Origin of the sequence: Microbacterium testaceum (genome assembly GCF_029761935.1) — a bacterium.
Classification (GTDB): domain Bacteria; phylum Actinomycetota; class Actinomycetes; order Actinomycetales; family Microbacteriaceae; genus Microbacterium; species Microbacterium testaceum_A.
Genome location: NZ_CP121699.1, coordinates 1,484,595 through 1,503,360, shown reverse-complemented (window position 1 = coordinate 1,503,360; position 18,766 = coordinate 1,484,595). Strand labels below are relative to the sequence as shown.

Sequence of the window (18,766 nt, the reverse complement as noted above, 5' to 3'; positions counted from 1 at the left end):
GCAGTTGGACAGTAGCCTCCCGCACGGCGATCGATCGGCCCACGCTCAGCCCGTCCTTGAGATCCTTCGCATACTCGGAGAAAGATCGCTTGAAGGAGCGAAAGAACTCGAGAGGCTGACCTCGGCGTCCTCGGATGCCAATGTACAAGACGAGCTTTGCGACACTCTAAGAGCGGCGCACTTGACGACACGGGCGGCTGCAGATCTTCGCGCTTTTGTGTCAGCCTACGCTCATCGGTTCCTTGATCCCCGTCCCGTGATCTCAGCTCTAGCGCGGGCGCAGGACATCAGCCCGCAAGGGTTCGTTCGTCGGTATTCCCCTGACACAGTACGGGCGATTGCGTCTCTACTGTCACCCGCTCCAGACGTGAAGGTCATATTGGCTGGCCTGCCGTCGCTGAGGGAGGGCGACCTTCTGGGGGTCGGCATCGGCGGCGGGGCCGCCACGCGTAATACGTTCATTCAATCTGATTCACCGCCCGATCGACCCGCAGATACAGCAGACTCTCTCCATGCCTCAACTGAGCTAATTCCTGCAGGGGACTCGAAGGGCGGCCGCAGGGTCGGGGTGCCTAAGGCGGAAGCGCACCTGACTGCTCAGCTCGCTCGAAGTGCCGGAGCTCTCTTCGCTCCAGGTCCTGGACGCTCGTCATGGCTCATTCTTGAGCCAAAGACGGGTTTCGGTATTCCAGACGCATTGATGGTTCAGGCTTCGTCGCAGGCCGTTCTATTTGCTCAGCGTCGGCAGCTGCGCATACCTACGCTCTCTGCAGCTCGGGTTCTGGCCGCTGGGCGCGGCGGGTCAGCACCCGGATTGTCGCCGCAGCATGCGCGGGCTATCGAGCTGCGGATGTCACGAGAGGGGTGGGACTCAGATGGGGTGCGCCGCATGTCTGATTTGGTGCATGACTCACTGGCGATTGAAGTCAAGTTGAATGATGCGAAGCGCGCGCTGCAACAGCTGAACAAATTTAGAGTCTCCGTCCATCGCGCGGCTGTTTGCATGCCAGCGACCACGGCCCACCGCGCCTCGAGGTCAACCCTCGAACACCTTGGGGGTGGGCTGATCGTCGCCGACATGGACGGTGTGCGGTGGGAAATTTTGCCGACACGGCGGGAGATCCCTTCGTACAGAAGGTTATGGCTCGCGGAACTTCTGCTGCGTGGCATCGAAAGCGAAACTGCTCACAAATTCTCTGCCTCACGAAATCGAGCAATAGCACTGCCAAGCGACTGAATGCGTCCCCGATAGCGCGCGCTCAGGGGAATTCCTTCCTGTTCTATGCTGCGCAGATGCTCGTTCGCGTTAGAGAGAGCTACCCCCAAGTAGTCGAGTCGATTGGGGGTGGGGCCCTTGCCAAGCACAATTCGCGCTTGCGAAGCTATGTTCTGCAGGTACTGCAATTGCGCATCCACGAGGCCGAGGTTTTCTAGGGGCTTCTGGTCTATGAATCGCAATTCCGCCTGAGTAAAGACTTGCTCTCGCATTCTCGAGTGGTACAGGTTGTCGGTTTCGCTTGTACTCAAAAGGGGAGACCACAATTTACGTACATAGAATCGGTTGTTAGGCGGAGCGCCGCCCTTCCTGTCCGAGGGCTGCCACTTTGAGGGCTTGAATTGGCGAAGCGAATAATTCCATCCTGCTGCAAATGCCGATGCGCCGGCCGCCAGTCCGAGGATTCCTTCGCTGTCAGCGTATCCCCACATCACCTCGTAGTCGTTGAGCTCGGACAACACGTAGATCATGCGCAAGAGATTCGCGAGGCGCTCCGTCGGCCAGGCGACAGGCGGGTAGCTCGTATCCTTACGGCCCACGAGGATGTAGAAGCCGCGAACCTCGAGGGTCGTTGCGACGTCCAGCCACTCATCTACCTGCCGCCACGTGTCCAATGCTGTGTCTTCGATGGCAAGGGTTGCGATCGTATTCTCTCGTCCCCACTCGGCGGCCGAGGTTCGCGCAAGCTGAAACGCGGTGGACGTCCATACATCATCCAATGACGTCTGTAGGACCGTTGGGGCGAACTTAGGTGCCCCAGGGTTCACAGCATCGTGCATCGCGCCTACCCTCGCGATTTGCCGTCCGATAGCGGAGACCTCCTGAGACCAGTGCAGATCATCAAACCGGACCTCGTGCGAATCGTGTTTCCTGCCGACCCCCTTAGGCGACATCGAGTAAATGTATGTCTGCGGATCGACTCTGACCTGCAGGCCAAGCTCCCGAGCCTCTCCAACGGTGCGTGACAGAACGTTTGAGTCCTCGTCCGCAGGACTTAGGATGACGCCGTCGATCGCGTTCGAGGCGGCAAGCAAGGTAATCTTGCGACCCTTCCCGTACCCGTGCTGTAGGTAAAGGCTCATATGGCTCCGAGCACCTCCAAGGGCTCTAGTGTCGAACGGAATCGACGATTGGGTTTCGGTGCGAGGAGGCGACCGAGTACTGTTCTCAGTTCTGCGCGACATGGCAGAGATGAAACGTCGATGCGATCGAAAGACAGCAATCTGGTTATGAACGCATTTCGATCCATACCAATCGTCAATATGGGATGCACTCCGCTTACGGCAAGGAACCCAACTATGCCTACCAGGAAGTGGTCTGTGCGAAAGTCAATCTGGGCATACCTTCTGGCTTCGTGTTGTTCGGGGGCGGAGAAGCCGAGTGTCATTGGCGAGCTATGTGACGATTCCGTCAGGTCATCGAGGTCAACGTGAAGCGAGATGCCGGGATCGATCAGTACTGACCGGCCCGTGGTGTCGAAGACGATATTGCCCGGCTTGATGTCGCGGTGAACTATCCGGACCTTCCACAGTTCATGAACTGCGAGAAGCTGCTCGATCACGAGGGTCTCGGCTTCGGCGGAGGAGAGTGGGGCAATCTTTAGACGCTCCGCGAGGGTGCCGCCGCCGTAGAATGGCTCCTCGTACGTTACGTATCTGGCCCCGCCGATCTGCACCGCTCGGGGTTCGGCGCTGATTGAGCCGAGGTGGGGTGAGTCGGCCGACTGCATCGCCCGAATCTCCCGGGCGAATCGCTCCGGGAGGAGGGATGCATCCACGTCTGTTCCGTCTACGTCGGCCGGAAGTGGCTCTGTCAGGACTTTGACCACGGCCAGAGTTCCATCATCAGCCAAAAACGCTGCTTTGTAGGAGCCACGACCCAAAGGTGGAGTCACGAGCGCCCTGCCTTCGAATGCGGCAGCCAGTTCGTCGTCCGAAAAAGGTAGTGGCGGTAGGCTCATGTCGTCCTTGGCAATCGCTCTCGGTCACAGGTCATCCGAGCCTATATGTGCTCAACCCGCTCTACAGTGTTTCCTTGAGAAGGAAATCCATATTCGCCGCATCTCAGCCCGCGACGTCTTGATGCGGTCGCGAAGGTGGTGGCGCTGCCAGACACACACCGGTTAGTGCGAGGGATGCGTCGGATTGCGCAGCCTTAGCCCCGCCGCGCCCGCAACCGCACCTTCTTCTCGTGGTTGCCGCACGTGTTCATGTCGCACCACCGGCGGGTGCGGCCGCGACTGGTATCGAGGAACGCTGCGCGGCAGGTGGGGGAGGCGCAGAGCGCCAGGGCGCCGGGGCGCACGCCGGCGACGATCTCGATGGCGTCGGCGGCCACGACCCCGAGGGCTGCCGCGACGGTCGCGGGCTGTCCGAGGAACCATCGCCGGCGGCCGTCTTCGGCGAGCACCGCCACGGCACCGCCGCGTTCGCTGAACCCGTTGATGACCTCGACGGCGTCGCGAGGGCGCGGCTGCCCGACGGCCTGAGCCGACGCCGCGATGTGGATCGCCTCGCGCAGCTCCACCGCGGCGGCGAGATCGTCGGGCGAGCACGCGTCGACGGGCAGGTCCACCTCCCGCAGCCAATCCGCGAGGCGAGCGGGGGTTGGGATCCGCTCTACGGGTGCGCCGAACCGTTCCGTGAGTGTTCCCGTGAAGGTGGTGGCAAGCACGGAGCCGAGACGAAACTCCGGGTCGCGAGCAGGCATGGAACCAGCATAGGTGGTTCCGCGTCGTCGGCCAGAGTGTTAGAACCGTCACAGCCGGTTCCATCCGCCGGTCGACGAGGAGCATCGATGAGCGACCAGATGACGACGGACCGGATCGAGCGCTTCGAGACGCACACCACCGACGAGGACCTCGCCGCGCTGCGCGCACGCCTGACCTCGACGCGACTCCCTGAACGCGCAACGACACCCCACGACGCGCGAGGCCGCGATCGGTGGGAGCAAGGCCCGCCCCTCGCCGACATCGTCGAGCTCATCGAGTACTGGCGAACCGGGTACGACTGGCTGCCGTTCGAGCGCAGGCTCAACGAGATCGGCCAGTTCCGCACGGTCATCGACGGGCTCGGCATCCATTTCCTCCACCGCCGTTCGCCGCGGCCGGATGCCACCCCGCTCGTCCTGACCCACGGCTGGCCGGGGAGCGTCGCCGAGTTCGTCGACGTCATCGACGAGCTCTCCGAACCTCAGGATGCCGGTGCCCCGGCGTTCCACGTCGTCGTGCCGTCGCTGCCGGGGTACGGCTACTCCGACAAACCCGCCGAAGAGGGATGGGGCACCGAGCGCATCGCGGCCGCGTGGGTCCAGCTCATGCGCCGGCTCGGCTACGACCGGTTCCTCGCCCACGGCGGCGATTGGGGCGGGCCGGTCACCATCGTGCTCGGTGGTCGGTTTCCGGAGCACGTCATCGGCATCCACACGACCATGCCGAGCGCGCCGCCCGGCCTCCGTCTCGACGGGCTCGACGACACCGAACGGCAGTGGGTCGAGCACACCCGCGCCTTGGGGAGGAACCGTCTCGCTTACGCGAAGGTCATGGCAACCGCGCCGCAGACGATCGGGTATTCCCTAGTCGACTCGCCCGTCGGGCTGCTCGCGTGGATCCTTGAGAAGTTCTTCGAGTGGAGCGACACGGTCGACTCGCCGTTCGAGACCATCTCGCGCGACCGCTTCCTCGACAACGTGACCTTGTACTGGCTCACGGCGAGCGGCGCGTCAGCGGCGCGAATCTACTTCGAGAGTCACCAGTCGCTCGACCCCGACCTGCGGGTGGCGGTGCCCGCGGCCCTTACGACGTACCCGCACGACATCGAGAAGCACCCGCGGTCCTGGGCGGAGGAGCGGTTTCGCCACATCGTGCGATGGCGGGCACCCGAGGCGGGTGGCCACTTTCCCGCGTTGGAGATGCCGGGGGAGTTCGTGCGCGACCTGCGGGAGGGGTTGGTGGCGGTGCTGGCGGCGTCGCGGTGAGGCGTTGCGAGCCTGATCGTGCCCCACCCTCGAGCCGCGTCGTCGATGCGTATCGCGATGCCTGGTCGGATAGCTTGTCGGTCGCGGTTCCCCAGGCGCATCTCGATCGGCCGCTTCCCGTAGGAGGAGTCGTCGCAGAGCTTGCGGTGTGAGACGAAGACGCCGCGGCCAAGCGTGACAACATGATCGGTGCCGCTGTCACCTGGCGCATCCCCCCAGTCTTCATGCTGCTCATGGTGTGGGGCGCCGGGGTCTCTGGGTTGCCTCTCGGCGGCGACGCCGACGCGGCCAACGCGTCCGCCCGGCCGGAGGAACGCTGGGCTTCGACGACGTGTGGCGTCCGTCGGCGGCGGAGACGCGGGTGGTGTGGGAGGTCGAGCAGTCGACGCCGGTTCCCACCCCGACACCTGACCGCGGGCCGGGCGTCATCGATGGGAACCGCATCGTGATCGAGGCAGCGACTGTGCGGCATCCGGATCCGGCGAAGCCCCATTCCCGCGAGTAGGCCTGAGGGTGGAAGTTGCCGACCCGCCGTGGTCCGCGTCCTCGCCGACGCCACCGGGACAGATCGTTACCAGGTAACGTTACCTGTGAATGTTTTGTGTCAGAGAGAGGGAAATCGTGCGACCTGTCACGCCGAACTCAGCTGTGCAGGGCAAGGGCAGCCGCAGCGGCTTCTACCGCAGCGCGAACAGGGGAGCATGGGAGCGGATCGCTCGGGGCCTCTACCTTCCCGAAGGTGCGCCCGCAGCGGACTGGGACCAGCTCGAAGCATCGGCCCGTCGCCCCGAGGCGACCATCTGCCTCATTTCGGCGCTTGCGTACTACGACCTCACTGATGTCATCCCCGACGCGCTCGACGTCGCTATTCCTCGTGGTACCCGCGCTCCCGCGTCAGAAAGCGCCATCCGTTGGCATCGGTTCGATGCGGGCACCTTCTTGTTGGAGCGAGAAGGCGTCGTCATCCCCGGCAGCACTCAGCGGATCGGCATCTACACGCCGGAACGAACGATCGTGGACTGCTTCCGCTTACGAGCCGACACGGGTTACGAGATTCCGCGCGACGCGCTGAAAGAGTGGTTGCGACGCGGGGGGAAGCCCGCGACCTTGATGAAAGTGGCTCAAGCCCTTCCTCGGAGCACCAAGCCTGTACGCGACGCACTCGAGATTCTCGCGTGAGCGGCGTTGAGGTTTTCCGAGCGGTGCAGGCGCTCGCGCGCTCGGGCGCCACGAACGGCGCTCCGGTGGCGACGCAGGAGTATCTTCTCCGGCACGCACTCGAATCCTTTCTCGCGAGGCTCACGCAAACGATGCATGCGGAGGATTTCGTCCTGAAAGGCGGCCTCTTGCTCGGCGCATATGGCGTGCGCCGTTCCACCAAGGACGCCGACTCGAACGCGATAGCAGCTGATGTCACGCCTGCGCACCTTCGCCGGGTCGTTCACGACGTCGCCGCCATCGAAGCTAACGACGGCGTTGAGTTCTTGCTCGACAGTCTCGTAGTGAACGACATCCGGGAGGATGCCAACTACCCGGGCATGCGGCTTCGTCTCAAAGTGAGCATCGGTAGCTGGCAGGGTGCCATCGCGTGGGACGTGTCGACGGGCGATCCCGTCGTCCCCGCGCCGCGCAGGGTGACGCTGCCTCGTCTTCTCGGGCAGCCCATCACGCTCCTGGGATACGCGCCGGAGTCGACGATTGCGGAGAAAGGCGTGACCATCCTGGAGAGGGGGGTCACGAGCACTCGCTGGCGCGACTACGTAGACATCGTGACCCTCGGTGAAGCGGGCATCGACATCGCAGACCTGCGCGAGGCCGCTCGGGCCGTGGCGTCCTACCGAGGCGTCGAGTTGCAGGTGATCGGGCCCGTTCTCGAGGGATACGGCGCCGTCAGCCAGCGGAAGTGGGCCGCCTGGCGACGAAAGGAACGGCTGGAGGCCGTGAGCGAGGAAAGCCTCGACGACCAGATCGTCCGTGTCGCTGCGATTCTCGATCCCGCTTTCAAGGACTGATGACTCGCGGCCTCGCACAAGGACCCGCGTCACGATGCGCTTCGCGGCAGGGTGTGACTTCCTCGCGTGGGTTCCCGGCCCGACCGCTGTCGACCTTCATTCGACGAGAGGTCCCGCGTCCGGCGGGCGGGCTGAGCCCTAGCGGTCGACAACCGCCGCCACAGCCTCGATCTCCACGAGCTGATCGTCGTACCCGAGCACGGTGACGCCGAGGAGCGTGCTCGGCGCGTCGTGCTCGCCGAATGCCTCCCGGACGACCTCCCATGCCGACACCAGGTCGGCTTGGCGAGTGGAGGCCACCAGAACGCGCGTACTGATGACATCCGTGAGACCGGCGCCGGCCTCGCGCAGCGCGATTCTCATGTTCTCGACGCACTTCGCCGCCTGGGCTGCGTAATCGCCGATGCCCGTGGTCGTGCCGTCGAGGTTCAGTGGGCAGGAACCGGCGAGGAAGATCAGCCGCGCCTCGGCGGGAGCGGCGGCGGCGTACGCATACTCCGCGCTGTCGGAGAGTGCAGTCGAACGGATGAGCGTGACGGCGGAGGGCATGTTCTGACCTTTCGAGGGCGGGCTCAGACGTTGCGGGCCATGAGCACGATCGGGGCGTCGAGGGTCTCGGTGTCGGCGACGAATCCGAGCGACGGCAAGCCTCTCACCGTAGACCGGGCCGCTGCTGCCACCGCAGACTCCGCTGATCCCCTCGGCATCCGGGCGCTCGTCATCGCGCTCAGCGTTCCCGCTCCGGCACCGGAGACCGCGGCCACCTCTCCTCGGTCCCCGCCTCCACCGGCTTGTACGCCGGCCGGCCGCGAATACACAGTCGTACAACCAGGTCGTTCCGCACGCGTCGCAATGCGCGAAGAGGACGATCGTGTCCTTCAGGTCGGATTCCGCCAACGGCACCATGTCGCGGAGGGCGACGTCGGCGCGGAGGACGTGCCTGCGCCCGTCATCCAGTCGCTCGGCAAGCCGGCCCTCGGCGACGCGAGTGTCCAGCTCGCGCTGGCCGTAGCCCATCCGGTACTCAGCGACCGACGTGCAGACGTCGCAGTCGGGGAGTGGGGGATCGGGCGGGAGGGGCGGCGTCCTTCGATTCTGCCTGGCGCCCTGAAAGGAGGTGCGCCTCCCGCGACCGACCGAATCACGTCGGCGGTGTGCCGGAACGACCGTCGATACTCCGTTAGCTCGACGTGATCACCGCGCTCCCGATCAACAGCACGCGATTCACGGCGCCGGTTGGGCGCTGCCGGCGACGACCTGCCACCGCCCATCGATGATCGACCAATAGCGGAGGTAGCTCATCTTTCCTTCGATGCGGTGACCGTCGTCGATCAGCCGTGCGTCGACCAACGAGTCGACCCGAGCCCTCCCCGCGTGCTCTCGCGTCGATCGGTGCAGTTCGAGTATCTGCTCGAAGCGCACCGCTCCGGTCGAGTGGGCGTTGAGGTCGGCTTCGCGGTCGGTCACCGAGCCATCAGGAAGCTCGAATGCCAGACCCTCGAAGAGCACGTTCCGCAAGGCATCCGTGTCGCTGCGTCGCATGGCTTCGTGGAGGGCGTCTTGAGCCTCGTCGACGGAGCGCCCCGACGCATCGCGCGTGGTCATGCCCCGAGGCTAGCGCGGGAAGAAATGGCTCGGGACGCGCTTTGCGACGGGCCCGACGGGGTTGTGCTCGTCCGCCCAAGAACGACGACCACCCTCCCGACAGCGCGAAGCCGATGGGCCGGGATTCCTCCCCGCCGACGCACCGTGGCATCCGTGCACCGTGCACACTCCCCGGTGTGAAGTTCGCCACCCGCGCCACTGTGCCGCCTGCGCGATCTTCCTAGCGTGAGGGGAGCGCGAAGACGCGCACCAGAACGCTCGAATCGCGTCCGACGCAGCCGTCGGCGCGGGGAGGTGAACGACGATGTCTCTCGACGAACTCGACACTCGCACCACGACACCGCTCTCGGTGTCCGGCCTCGCGCACCTGCCGTGGCGGAGCCCCTCAGCCGGGACCGGTCGGCCCGCTGTGCGCGACGTGACCGAAGAACTCAGCTATCGCGGCCTCGAACGGCGTGCGGCCGCGTGCGCGGAGCAGTTCGCCGCGCGCGGGATCGGCCGCGGCGACGTGGTGGCGATCATGCTGCCGAACTCCGTCGCGTTCCTCACCGCGATGCTGGGTGCCTGGCGCGTGGGGGCCGCGGTCACGCCGGTGAACCCCACGTTCACGGAACGGGAGCTGCGCTACCAGCTCGACGACTCGGGTGCGCGCCTGCTCGTGACGGCCGGCGCCCCCGCGGTCGAGGTCGAGACGCTGGCGCCGACGGATCTCGCGCGTATCCCCGACGGATCCATCGCCGATCCGCCCATCACCCCCGACACGCTGGCCTTGCTCGTGTACACGAGCGGTTCGACCGGCCAGCCGAAGGGCGTCATGCTCGATCACGCCAACCTCAGCGCGATGGCCGCCTCCCTCCGCCGCCACATCGAGCTCGGACCCGACGATCAGGCACTGCTCGTCCTGCCGCTCTTCCACGTCAACTCGCTCTGCGTGAGCTTCCTCGCCCCCATCAGCGCGGGCGGCAGCGTGTCGATCCTGGAACGTTTCGCCCCGGGCACGTTCCTCGACGCGGTCCAGCGCTATCGACCCACCTACTTCTCGGCGGTGCCGGCGATCTTCGCGAGACTGGCCGAGGTCCCGCGGGAACAGATTCCGCGCCTGCCCTCGCTGCGCCTGGCGATCTGCGGCGCCGCACCGGCCAGCCCCGAGCTCCTCGCCCTCAGCGAGAAGCGATTCGGCATCCCGATCCTCGAGGGCTACGGCCTCACCGAAGCCACGTGCGCTTCGGCGTGCAACCCCCTGTGGGGCGAGCGCAAGCCGGGCACCGTCGGTCGCGCCCTCCCCGGCCAGCAGATCGCCATCCTCGACGACGAGGGCCGTCTCGTGCCCCCGGGCGTGCGGGGGGAGGTCGCGATCCTCAGCCCCACGGTCATGCGCGGGTACCTCGGACGACCGGATGCCACGGCAGAGGTGATGCGCGGAGGATGGCTGCGCACGGGGGACATCGGCATCCTGGACGAAGACGCCTATCTGACGCTCGTCGATCGGGCCAAGGACATGATCATCCGCGGCGGCGAGAACCTCTACCCCAAAGAGATCGAGGGCTTCCTCGCCACGCACCCCGCGGTGCTCGAGGCCGCGGTCATCGGTCGTCCCGACCCCGTGTACGGCGAGGTCCCCATCGCCGATGTCGTGCTGCACCCCGGCGAGGTCGTCACCGAGGATCAGCTCCGCGCCCACTGCGCCGAGGGCCTGACCAAGATCAAGGTGCCCGCCGAGATCCGCATCGTCACGGATCTCGCGCGCAACCCGGTCGGCAAGGTCGACAAGCCCGCGATGCGCCGCGCACTCGCCGCGGCCACTGCCTGACCTCTTCGCTTCCCCCATCCCGTCACCGAAGGAGTTGATCATGGGATTCAAAACCGCGGAGTTTCCGCCCGTCGACACGAGCACATTCCTGCACCAGCCACTGCGCGAGCGAATCAGAGCCCTGACCCTGCACTGGGTGGAGTACGGCTTCGGATCGCCCCGCATGATCGCCGCGACCTACCTCGTGAAGATCGCCGTGCTGTGGCTCCTCATCGGCAGCATCGTCATCACCGCCACCAGCGGTGTGGGGTGGTTCTGGCAGGTCGACCAGTGGTGGAACCAGCCGATCGTCTACCAGAAGGCGATCATCTGGACCATGCTGCTCGAAGCGATCGGCCTCGCCGGATCGTGGGGGCCGACGGCGGGCAAGTTCAAGCCCATGACCGGTGGCATCCAGTTCTGGGCGCGACCGGGCACGATCCGGCTTCGACCGTGGGCCTGGGTGCCGGGAACGGCCGGTGACACGCGGACCGTGTTCGACGTCGTCGTCTACCTCGGGTTCCTCGCGGCGCTCGCCACGGCGCTCGTGCTCCCCGGCACGGTGACCCCTGCGCTCGCCGCGGCGCTTCCCGAGAACACGAGCGGGTTGGTGCAGACCACCCCCGTGATCGTCGCGATCGCGCTGCTGGTGATCGTGGGCGTGCGCGACAAGACGATCGCGGTCGCCTCGCGCATCGAGCAGTACCTACCGGCGCTGGTGTTCTTCTCGGTGCTGTCGTTCGTCGACATGATCATCGCGCTGAAGCTGCTTATCGTGGCCGTGTGGGTGTGCGCGGGCATCTCGAAGTTCGGCAGGCACTTCGTCAACGTCATCCCGCCGATGCTCAGCAACACCCCGTTCTGGCCGCCGAGATGGCTCAAGCGCGCCCTGTACCGCGACTTCCCTCGGGACGTGCGCCCGTCGAAGCTCGCGCACTTCATGGCGCATGCGATGGGGACCACGGTCGAGATCGCCGTTCCGCTCGTGCTTCTGTTCTCGCAGAACTTCTGGGTGACGCTCGCGGCGGTCGTCCTCATCGTGGGCTTCCACCTCTTCATCTTCTCGACCTTCCCGCTCGCCGTCCCGCTGGAGTGGAACACCCTGTTCTGCTACGCCGCGGTGTTCCTCTTCCTCGGCTTCCCCGCGCAGGCGGGGTACGCGGTCACCGACTTCTCGAACGGGTGGCTGCTCGCCGGGATCGTCGTGGCCCTGCTGTTCTTCCCCGCGCTCGGCAACCTCCGCCCCGACAAGGTCTCGTTCCTGCCGTCGATGCGTCAGTACGCGGGCAACTGGGCGTCGGCGCTGTGGACCTTCACGCCGGGAGCGGAGCAGAAGCTGGATGCCGTCATCCGGCCCACGTCGAACCAGGTCGATCAGCTCGTTCAGCTGGGTTACGCCCCCGAGATCGCCGAGATCACGATGCAGCAGACGCTCGCGTGGCGCTCGATGCACAGCCAGGGTCGCGGACTCTTCTCGGTGCTCTACCGGGCACTGCCCGACATCGAGACCCGCACGATCCGCGAGGGCGAATTCGCCTGCAACTCGGTGATCGGCTTCAACTTCGGAGACGGCCACCTGCACGACGAGTCGCTCATCCGTGCCCTGCAGAGCCGCTGCCACTTCGCGCCCGGGGAGTTCGTGGTGGTATGGGTGGAGTCCCAGGCCATCCACGCGGACTTCCAGGAGTACAAGGTGATCGATGCGGCCCGTGGTGTCATCGAGCGGGGAAGATGGCGCGTCGCGGATGCCGTGGCCGCCCAGCCGTGGCTCGCGGACGGCCCCATCCCGCTCGAGCGCTCCTGGAGGGCTGACGCGAAAGCTCCGACGACCGATGTGACGAACAGCGTCCGCACGGTCTCGCGCAGGCGAGGAGAGCGGGTCTCGAAATGACGCGCGCAGTGGTCGTCGGCAGCGGTCCCAACGGGCTGGCCGCTGCCGCGACCCTGTCGGACGCGGGCCTGGACGTACACGTCGTCGAGGCGGCGGACGAACTCGGGGGAGGGGCGCGCAACAGCGAGCCCCTCCTCGCGGGGCTCATCCAGGACCACTGCGCCGCGGTCCACCCGATGGCGGCCGGCTCGCCGTACTTCGCCGACCTCGACCTGCCGGAATCGCCCTGGGTCCTCCCCGAGATCGACTGCGCCCACCCGCTCGACGACGGCGACGTGGTGTTGCTCCGTCGCTCGATCGTCGAGACCGCGGCCGGCCTCGGCGCCGACGGATGGCGGTGGCAGACCCTGTTCGGCCCCTCGTCGCGCTCGTTCGCGGCGCTGTCGGAAGACATCCTCCGCCCCCTCGTCGGCATCCCTCGTCACCCCCTGCTTCTCGCGCGGTTCGGCGCCGCTGCCGCGCTGCCCCCGGTGTGGACCGCGCGTGCCTTCGCCGAGGAGCGAACCCGTGCTCTGTTCCTGGGCGTCGCGGCCCACGCGTTCCAACGCCTCGACCAACCGCTCGTCGGCGGGATCGGCGCGGGCATCATCACCGCCGGACACGCCGTGGGGTGGCCCGTCGTCGCCGGCGGAACCGGAACGCTCACCGCAGCCGTCATCTCCCGGCTCCGCGAGCGAGGCGTGACGTTCGAGGCCGGCCGCCGCATTCGTTCCCGGCGCGATCTGCCCCCGCACGACGTCGTCATGCTCGATGTGCACCCGCATGCCGTGGCCGAGATCCTCGGGGGGAGCCTGCCCCGTCGCACCGCCGAGGCGTTCCGCCGCTTCCGTCCCGGCCCCGCCGCCTTCAAGGTGGAGTTCGCGGTCGCCGGCGGCGTGCCGTGGCGCGCGGAAGAGACCGGTCGTGCCGGCACCGTGCATCTGGCGGGCTCGGCGCGCGAGATCGCGGCGGCCGAGCGCGCCGTCGCCGAGGGGCGGATGCCGGAACGCCCGTTCGTGCTCGTCGGTCAGCAGCACGTCGCCGACCCGCAGCGCTCGGCGGGCGACATTCACCCGCTGTACGCGTACGCCCACGTGCCCGCCGGATACACGGGGGATGCCACCGAAGCCGTGGTGTCGCAGATCGAGCGGTTCGCGCCCGGATTCCGGGACCGCATCCTGGCGATGCGGGTCATCACCGCGACGGAGTGGAGCCGGCGGAACCCGAACTTCGTCGGGGGAGACATCCTCACCGGCGCCAAGACACCGCTGCAGTTCACGCTCGGCCCGCGAATCTCGGCGCAGCCGTACGATACGGGGGTGCCGGGCTTCTACCTCTGTTCCGCTGCGACGCCGCCGGGGCCGGGAATCCACGGACTGTGCGGCGTGAACGCCGCCCGGCGCGCGCTGCGGGGCCTTGCGCCCGCGAGACGGGCCAGGGAGGCGCAGCCCGCGTGACGACGGCATCCGGTTCCGCCGAAGAGCACACGGGCGACGTTTCCGAGCTCCTCGCGCTCGTCGCGCGGCAGCTCGACCTGCGCATGCCCGAGATCGTCCGCGAGATGCGAGACCTGTTGGCATTCCGCATCGACGACCTGGGCGGCGACCCCCAGCTGGTGGAGATGCTGCAGGCGAGCATCGAGGGCAACGTCACGACGATCTGCCACATCCTCGCGAACGGCATCGATCTCGAGAGCCTGCAGCCGACCACGGCCGCCGTCGAATACGCGGCGCGTCTCGCGCAGCGCGATGTGCCCCTGGCGGCCCTGACGCGCGCCTACTACCTGGGTCAGAGCATGTTCCTGAGGCTCGGCATGGACGAGGCCGAACGCCTGGGTGTGACCGACCGCGTCAAGATCGACGTCGTCCGCGACATCGCCGACGTCGTGCACCGCTACATCGACTGGATCCTTCAGCTCGTGACCGGCGTGCACGAGCAGGAACGTCGGCGCTGGTGGACCACCCGAGCGACCCTCAACGCGAGCATCATCCTCAAGGTGCTGCGCGGAGACTCCCTGCCGATCCGCGGGTTCGTCTCGGAGACCGGATACACGCTCGCACAGACGCACCTCGGGGTGATGGCCTGGTCCGACGTGGATGCCGAGGACGCGGCGCGCCAGCACGAGATCGACCTCCTGCTGCGCCGACTGGCCACGGTGGTGCACTCGTCCGTCGCGCCGCTCATCACCGTGGTCGATCGATCCACGGCCTGGGCATGGTTCGGCGGGGCTCGGCTCGACGCGGGAGCGCTGGCACGGGTGGAAGAACTCGTGGCGACGGTGCCCGGCGTGCGGACCGCCCTCGGCGAGCCGGGCCACGACGTCGAGGGTTTTCGCCGAACGCACGAGCAGGCCGCGATCGCACGGCTCGTGGCGTTGTCGTCGCCCCGCTACCGGGACCGAGCGGTGGTGTCGTACGCCGACCCCCAGGTCGCGCTGGTCCAGCTGCTGACAAAGGATGCCACGGCGACGGCGACGTGGGTGCGCGAGGTTCTGGGCGACTACGCCGGTGCCGGCGAGCAGGCGCGCGTGATGCGCGACACCGTCGCGGCCTACTACGCCGCCGACAAGAACGCGGTGCGCACGGCGGAGCAGCTCGGCGTCCACCGCAATACGGTGCGCCAGCGCGTAGACCGGTTCGAGGCCTCGGTGGGAGCGCGGGGAGTCGATCCCCTGCAGGTGGCGCTCGCCCTGCGGATCTACGACGACCTTCTGCTCGAGGGAGCCGACGCGCGCCACACGTGACGGGCGTTGCGCCGCTCGGCGTGTCCATGCGCCTTCGACTTTCGCCACCAGCGTGCGCCTCGGCGTGCTGCCCCAGCCTCCCGGGTGTCGGTGGCGGGGGCTATCGTCGTGATCGCGCGGGTGACGTGCTCGCTGAACGGTGTGCTGCGAGGGCGACGGAGAACCCGCCGACCCCGGTCGCGAGCCGCGAGCTTTCTCGCGGGAACACGATGCAGACGGAGAGGCTCGACATGGGAAAGCGCAAGACTCCGGAGGAAAGAGCCGACGAGGAGCGCCGGTACGCGAGGGCGTCGGCGGCGAGTTCCGATGACGAGTTCGAGCCGTTCTTCACCGATCCGAACCAGGCGATCCGCAACGTCGCCGCCCTGAATCCGAACGCCAGTGCTGCCGTGCTGGATCGTTTCGCCGACGACCGTTTCTGGAGCGTCAGGATCGCCGTGGCCGAGCATCCGTCGACCACGCGTGAGACGCTGTTACGTCTCCTGGAGACCGATCCGCGGCGGCGCGGCGTCGTGCATCACGCGGCACGTGAGCGGCTCGAAGCCGAGGGTGTTCGTTTCGACGACGACGACGGGGGGATCGTCGCCGAGTGACGCCCGGACTCTGTCGTTGACCTACGTCGTCACGTGCGGTGTTACGCCCCGCTACGCCCCAGATCGCCCGCCCCCGCGGCATCCCGTAGCTTCATCACACCAACCACTCCGAAGGCAGGTGAAGCCATGTCCCGCACGATCTCGTCGACTGTCCACCCGATCCAGCGCTGCATGGCAGCCTCGAACCCGTCTGCGTGGTGGGACGGCCTCGTCATCGAGGCCAACGGCTCGACCGCAACGGTCGCCCTGCTGAACGGCACAACGGTTCAGCTGCGGATCGTCGGTCCGGCCGTCGATATCGAGGCGGGGGAGCCGGTGGCGTACCACCCGGTCGCCGAACTGCTCAGCGCGTCCGCGATCATCACGACCGCGCGCGCCGCATAACGGAGCGCCCGTCGACGTGAGTTCGGTGGGTGGTGCTTCGCGAACCGCTGCAGGCGATTGCGCCTTGGCGAAGTCGGGTCGCGACTGAGTTGATGCTTGTCGCGGTTGCGGGTTTGAGTCCGAGGCCCGTGATTGACTCGTGATTATGAGCCCCATTGCGCAGGCCGCCCTTCGAGGTGGCATCCCGCTCGTCATCATGGGCGGAATCGGAAGTGCGCTCCTTCTTCAAGGGCAAGCGGAGAACGGACGCGCGACGCTCGCGGTCGCCGTCATAAGCGCTGCGGTTGCCGGTACCTCGGTCATCTATCAGATCGACCGCTGGTCGCTGCGACGGCAGTCAATTCTTCACTTCGCGATCATGGCGGTGACCGTGTTGCCTGCCCTTTTTCTCAGCGGATGGTTTGCGATAGATACTCCCGCTGGCGTTCTTCTTGTTATCAGCTTGTTTCTGTTTGTGGGATTCGTCCTCTGGTCGAGCTTCTACCTGATCTTCCGCGCGATTAACGCTCGGCCGGCGCGAGCATCGCGCTGAGAAGCACCTCGCCCGCTCCCTGGTTGATGGCTGAAAAGCCGAGCGGCCGCCGACGACACGTCAGCGGCCGCGCGAAGAAGAGAACTCAGGCGGTCATCGAGGCCATCATCGCCTCGCACTTCATGACCATGTCGTCGCAGGCCATGGCGCAGTAGCGGCACATCTCGTCCATGTCGCCGTGCGCACGGCACTCGGCAGCGCATGCCTTGCCCATGGTCTTGCAGGCGGTCATCATGGCGCTCATCACGTCCATGTTCATGCCGGCGGGACGCATCATCATGTGCATCGTCGCCTGCGCCATCTCGACCATGTTCGAGCACATGGCGCAGCACGTGGCCATCTCGGCGCCGTGCATCATGTCGCTCCCGGCGCACATCGCCGCGGCCATCGCGCACGCGTTGAGAGACTGCATGCATTCCTGCATGGCATCCATGTCCATGGTCATCTCGCCCATGTCCATCGACTTCATCATCGCCATCGTGTCCATCTGGATCTCCCGTGTTCTCGTCGGTTCGGAGGGACCGGATGCCGCGGAGGGACTCCGGCGTACCGGCGATGCTACGCCGCGGATGCCCGTGCCCGACAGGTCTCCGGCTGACTCTTAACCCCGTCTCGGCTTGCGCAGCTCGTTCTCACCGCGACCCGCAGAAGCTGTACTGTGCGGGAGCAACGACTCTCGGAGGAGCAACGATGAGCATTGCCTTTCTGCTGACAACCCTGGTGGTGGTGGCTACGCCCGGCACCGGTGCCGTGTACTCGATCGCTGCGGGACTCTCGCGCGGTACGAAGGCCGGGATCATCGCCGCGTTCGGCTGCACGCTCGGTGTCGTCCCCCACATGATTGCGGCCATCACAGGACTAGCGGCGATCCTGAACGCCTCTGCCATCGCCTTTCAGACGATCAAGTGGTTGGGAGTCGCCTACCTGCTCTATCTCGCCTGGCAGACGTTCCGCGACATGTCGCTGATAGACGTAGACGCGAGCGCGGAGCCCGTCTCGTTCTGGCGCGTGATCCGAACCGCCATCCTGATCAACCTGCTTAACCCGAAACTCACGATCTTCTTCTTCGCCTTCCTCCCGCAGTTCGTTCCCGCGGGCGAAGCCAACGGCACCTGGCACATGGTGTGGCTCAGCCTCGTGTTCATGGCGCTGACGTTCGTCGTCTTCGCCTTGTACGGCGCTTTCGCTGCGACCATGCGCACCCAGGTCATCACCCGGCCGAAGGTCATGGCGTGGCTGCGCCGCACCTTCGCCGCCACCTATGTCTTGCTGGCGGGTCGCCTCGCACTCGAGAGTCGGTGAGCTCAGAGGGACGCATAAGTCTCTGCAGATCACCCCGCGGCCCGAGTGCCGGGAAAATTCATCGGGGCCGGATGCCGACCGACCTCAGCTCGAGTCCGGCGAGGCGGTTCATGACCTCGGCGTCTCCCCGTCGCCACGCGGAGACGGCGTCGGGGGAGACCTTCGCGATGGCTCCGACCTTCTGGTTGGTGAGGGCGCGCAGGGCCAGCAGATCGGTGGTGAGGCCTCCGCGAATGAGCCGACGCGTGCGGGTTGCACGCGTGGCGAACCGCAGGCGCGGGAGCAGCCACACCAACAGAACGATGAGGATCGGTAGCGCCGCGACTCCGACGCCGAGCGCGATCGCCGCCTGGCGAACGATGTCCTGCTGCGTCTGGCCGACCGCCGTGAGGGTGTCGCCCGCGGAGCTCGCCGTGGTGAACGGGCTGCTGATCCCTTCTCCGATGAAAGGAACTCCTCCGAGTCGCGTGCCCGCGTCGGTCATCGACGTGCGGAAGTCCACGCCGGTGGTCTGCAGCTGACGGCCGAGCTGAGAGAACTGGTCGACGGCGGAGAAGACGGTGATCCCCGCGAAAATGCTCACCGCGATGAGCGCGAGAGCGACAATGTCGGCGATCACCTGACGCCCGCGTTGCACGGCGAAGTCGGAATACAGTTTCACGCCGTCACTCTGTCACGGGAGAGC

The 18,766-nt window shown here is 66.5% G+C and carries 19 protein-coding genes; 11 read left to right on the top strand and 8 right to left on the bottom strand.

Annotation, left to right across the window (positions count from 1 at the left end; all coding sequences use genetic code 11):
• Positions 1 to 1,185: 1,185 nt before the first annotated feature.
• The 3 genes from QBE02_RS07300 to QBE02_RS07290 form a co-directional block, all read right to left on the bottom strand.
• Positions 1,186 to 2,358 carry a hypothetical protein gene (locus QBE02_RS07300; RefSeq protein WP_279367717.1) on the bottom strand — a complete coding sequence of 391 codons (1,173 nt, stop codon included), beginning with the start codon at positions 2,356 to 2,358 and terminating at the stop codon, positions 1,186 to 1,188.
• Positions 2,355 to 3,236: a protein kinase domain-containing protein gene (locus QBE02_RS07295; RefSeq protein ID WP_279367716.1), complete on the bottom strand. Its 882-nt coding sequence runs from the start codon at positions 3,234 to 3,236 to the stop codon at positions 2,355 to 2,357. The genes QBE02_RS07300 and QBE02_RS07295 overlap by 4 nt, the downstream gene beginning before the upstream one ends.
• 194 nt (positions 3,237 to 3,430) lie before the next feature.
• Positions 3,431 to 3,985 carry a CGNR zinc finger domain-containing protein gene (locus QBE02_RS07290; protein ID WP_279367715.1) on the bottom strand — a complete coding sequence of 185 codons (555 nt, stop codon included), beginning with the start codon at positions 3,983 to 3,985 and terminating at the stop codon, positions 3,431 to 3,433.
• A gap of 87 nt (positions 3,986 to 4,072) precedes the next feature.
• On the opposite strand from QBE02_RS07290, the gene QBE02_RS07285 reads away from it, so the two are divergent.
• From QBE02_RS07285 to QBE02_RS07275, 3 genes are all read left to right on the top strand, one after another.
• Positions 4,073 to 5,251: an epoxide hydrolase family protein gene (locus QBE02_RS07285; RefSeq protein ID WP_279367714.1), complete on the top strand. Its 1,179-nt coding sequence runs from the start codon at positions 4,073 to 4,075 to the stop codon at positions 5,249 to 5,251.
• A 621-nt stretch (positions 5,252 to 5,872) separates the two neighbouring features.
• Entirely contained in the window at positions 5,873 to 6,430 is a 558-nt protein-coding gene (locus tag QBE02_RS07280) for a type IV toxin-antitoxin system AbiEi family antitoxin domain-containing protein (RefSeq protein WP_279367713.1), read from the top strand.
• Positions 6,427 to 7,263 carry a nucleotidyl transferase AbiEii/AbiGii toxin family protein gene (locus QBE02_RS07275; protein WP_279367712.1) on the top strand — a complete coding sequence of 279 codons (837 nt, stop codon included), beginning with the start codon at positions 6,427 to 6,429 and terminating at the stop codon, positions 7,261 to 7,263. The genes QBE02_RS07280 and QBE02_RS07275 overlap by 4 nt, the downstream gene beginning before the upstream one ends.
• 138 nt (positions 7,264 to 7,401) lie before the next feature.
• Here QBE02_RS07275 and QBE02_RS07270 read toward each other — a convergent pair whose 3' ends face one another.
• From QBE02_RS07270 to QBE02_RS07260, 3 genes are all read right to left on the bottom strand, one after another.
• Positions 7,402 to 7,812 carry a RidA family protein gene (locus tag QBE02_RS07270; protein WP_279367711.1) on the bottom strand — a complete coding sequence of 137 codons (411 nt, stop codon included), beginning with the start codon at positions 7,810 to 7,812 and terminating at the stop codon, positions 7,402 to 7,404.
• A 23-nt stretch (positions 7,813 to 7,835) separates the two neighbouring features.
• Positions 7,836 to 8,027: a hypothetical protein gene (locus QBE02_RS07265; RefSeq protein WP_279367710.1), complete on the bottom strand. Its 192-nt coding sequence runs from the start codon at positions 8,025 to 8,027 to the stop codon at positions 7,836 to 7,838.
• Positions 8,028 to 8,487: 460 nt separating this feature from the next.
• The gene (locus QBE02_RS07260; RefSeq protein ID WP_279367709.1) at positions 8,488 to 8,868 is read right to left on the bottom strand and encodes a nuclear transport factor 2 family protein; all 381 of its coding nucleotides are present in this window, start codon (positions 8,866 to 8,868) and stop codon (positions 8,488 to 8,490) included.
• Between the two features lie 304 nt (positions 8,869 to 9,172).
• Here QBE02_RS07260 and QBE02_RS07255 point away from each other — a divergent pair, with 304 nt between their 5' ends.
• The 7 genes from QBE02_RS07255 to QBE02_RS07225 all read left to right on the top strand — a co-directional run bounded on the left by QBE02_RS07255 (position 9,173) and on the right by QBE02_RS07225 (position 16,779).
• Complete coding sequence (locus QBE02_RS07255; RefSeq protein ID WP_279367708.1) at positions 9,173 to 10,678, top strand: class I adenylate-forming enzyme family protein; 1,506 nt, start codon at positions 9,173 to 9,175, stop codon at positions 10,676 to 10,678.
• 40 nt (positions 10,679 to 10,718) lie between these two features.
• Positions 10,719 to 12,548 (top strand): DUF3556 domain-containing protein, encoded by a 1,830-nt coding sequence (locus QBE02_RS07250; RefSeq protein WP_279367707.1) that lies wholly within the window; start codon positions 10,719 to 10,721, stop codon positions 12,546 to 12,548.
• The gene (locus QBE02_RS07245; RefSeq protein ID WP_279367706.1) at positions 12,545 to 13,984 is read left to right on the top strand and encodes a phytoene desaturase family protein; all 1,440 of its coding nucleotides are present in this window, start codon (positions 12,545 to 12,547) and stop codon (positions 13,982 to 13,984) included. Before QBE02_RS07250 ends, QBE02_RS07245 begins: the two co-directional genes overlap by 4 nt.
• On the top strand, positions 13,981 to 15,270 hold the full coding sequence (locus tag QBE02_RS07240) for a PucR family transcriptional regulator (protein WP_279367705.1): 1,290 nt from the start codon (positions 13,981 to 13,983) through the stop codon (positions 15,268 to 15,270). The genes QBE02_RS07245 and QBE02_RS07240 overlap by 4 nt, the downstream gene beginning before the upstream one ends.
• Positions 15,267 to 15,863: a hypothetical protein gene (locus QBE02_RS07235; RefSeq protein ID WP_279367704.1), complete on the top strand. Its 597-nt coding sequence runs from the start codon at positions 15,267 to 15,269 to the stop codon at positions 15,861 to 15,863. The genes QBE02_RS07240 and QBE02_RS07235 overlap by 4 nt, the downstream gene beginning before the upstream one ends.
• 126 nt (positions 15,864 to 15,989) lie before the next feature.
• Positions 15,990 to 16,247, top strand: coding sequence for a nuclease (locus tag QBE02_RS07230; protein WP_103206644.1), 258 nt, complete (start codon positions 15,990 to 15,992; stop codon positions 16,245 to 16,247).
• Positions 16,248 to 16,392: 145 nt separating this feature from the next.
• Complete coding sequence (locus tag QBE02_RS07225; protein ID WP_103207080.1) at positions 16,393 to 16,779, top strand: DUF3021 domain-containing protein; 387 nt, start codon at positions 16,393 to 16,395, stop codon at positions 16,777 to 16,779.
• An 85-nt stretch (positions 16,780 to 16,864) separates the two neighbouring features.
• Here QBE02_RS07225 and QBE02_RS07220 read toward each other — a convergent pair whose 3' ends face one another.
• Positions 16,865 to 17,266: an aldehyde dehydrogenase gene (locus tag QBE02_RS07220; protein WP_279367703.1), complete on the bottom strand. Its 402-nt coding sequence runs from the start codon at positions 17,264 to 17,266 to the stop codon at positions 16,865 to 16,867.
• Between the two features lie 203 nt (positions 17,267 to 17,469).
• Here QBE02_RS07220 and QBE02_RS07215 point away from each other — a divergent pair, with 203 nt between their 5' ends.
• The gene (locus tag QBE02_RS07215; RefSeq protein ID WP_279367702.1) at positions 17,470 to 18,081 is read left to right on the top strand and encodes a LysE family translocator; all 612 of its coding nucleotides are present in this window, start codon (positions 17,470 to 17,472) and stop codon (positions 18,079 to 18,081) included.
• A gap of 58 nt (positions 18,082 to 18,139) precedes the next feature.
• Here the strand turns inward: QBE02_RS07215 and QBE02_RS07210 are convergent, their stop codons facing one another.
• A complete protein-coding gene (locus tag QBE02_RS07210) occupies positions 18,140 to 18,742 on the bottom strand; it encodes a hypothetical protein (RefSeq protein WP_279367701.1) in 603 nt (200 codons plus the stop codon).
• Positions 18,743 to 18,766 lie beyond the last annotated feature (24 nt).

What these genes read in the sequence shown, in the direction of transcription:
- QBE02_RS07300 (WP_279367717.1), bottom strand. Translation starts at nt 2,358, where the DNA reads ATGAGCCTTTACCTACAGCACGGGTACGGGAAGGGTCGCAAGATTACC.
- QBE02_RS07295 (WP_279367716.1), bottom strand. Translation starts at nt 3,236, where the DNA reads ATGAGCCTACCGCCACTACCTTTTTCGGACGACGAACTGGCTGCCGCA.
- QBE02_RS07290 (WP_279367715.1), bottom strand. Translation starts at nt 3,985, where the DNA reads ATGCCTGCTCGCGACCCGGAGTTTCGTCTCGGCTCCGTGCTTGCCACC.
- QBE02_RS07285 (WP_279367714.1), top strand. Translation starts at nt 4,073, where the DNA reads ATGAGCGACCAGATGACGACGGACCGGATCGAGCGCTTCGAGACGCAC.
- QBE02_RS07270 (WP_279367711.1), bottom strand. Translation starts at nt 7,812, where the DNA reads ATGCCCTCCGCCGTCACGCTCATCCGTTCGACTGCACTCTCCGACAGC.
- QBE02_RS07260 (WP_279367709.1), bottom strand. Translation starts at nt 8,868, where the DNA reads ATGACCACGCGCGATGCGTCGGGGCGCTCCGTCGACGAGGCTCAAGAC.
- QBE02_RS07255 (WP_279367708.1), top strand. Translation starts at nt 9,173, where the DNA reads ATGTCTCTCGACGAACTCGACACTCGCACCACGACACCGCTCTCGGTG.
- QBE02_RS07250 (WP_279367707.1), top strand. Translation starts at nt 10,719, where the DNA reads ATGGGATTCAAAACCGCGGAGTTTCCGCCCGTCGACACGAGCACATTC.
- QBE02_RS07245 (WP_279367706.1), top strand. Translation starts at nt 12,545, where the DNA reads ATGACGCGCGCAGTGGTCGTCGGCAGCGGTCCCAACGGGCTGGCCGCT.
- QBE02_RS07230 (WP_103206644.1), top strand. Translation starts at nt 15,990, where the DNA reads ATGTCCCGCACGATCTCGTCGACTGTCCACCCGATCCAGCGCTGCATG.
- QBE02_RS07225 (WP_103207080.1), top strand. Translation starts at nt 16,393, where the DNA reads ATGAGCCCCATTGCGCAGGCCGCCCTTCGAGGTGGCATCCCGCTCGTC.
- QBE02_RS07220 (WP_279367703.1), bottom strand. Translation starts at nt 17,266, where the DNA reads ATGGACACGATGGCGATGATGAAGTCGATGGACATGGGCGAGATGACC.
- QBE02_RS07215 (WP_279367702.1), top strand. Translation starts at nt 17,470, where the DNA reads ATGAGCATTGCCTTTCTGCTGACAACCCTGGTGGTGGTGGCTACGCCC.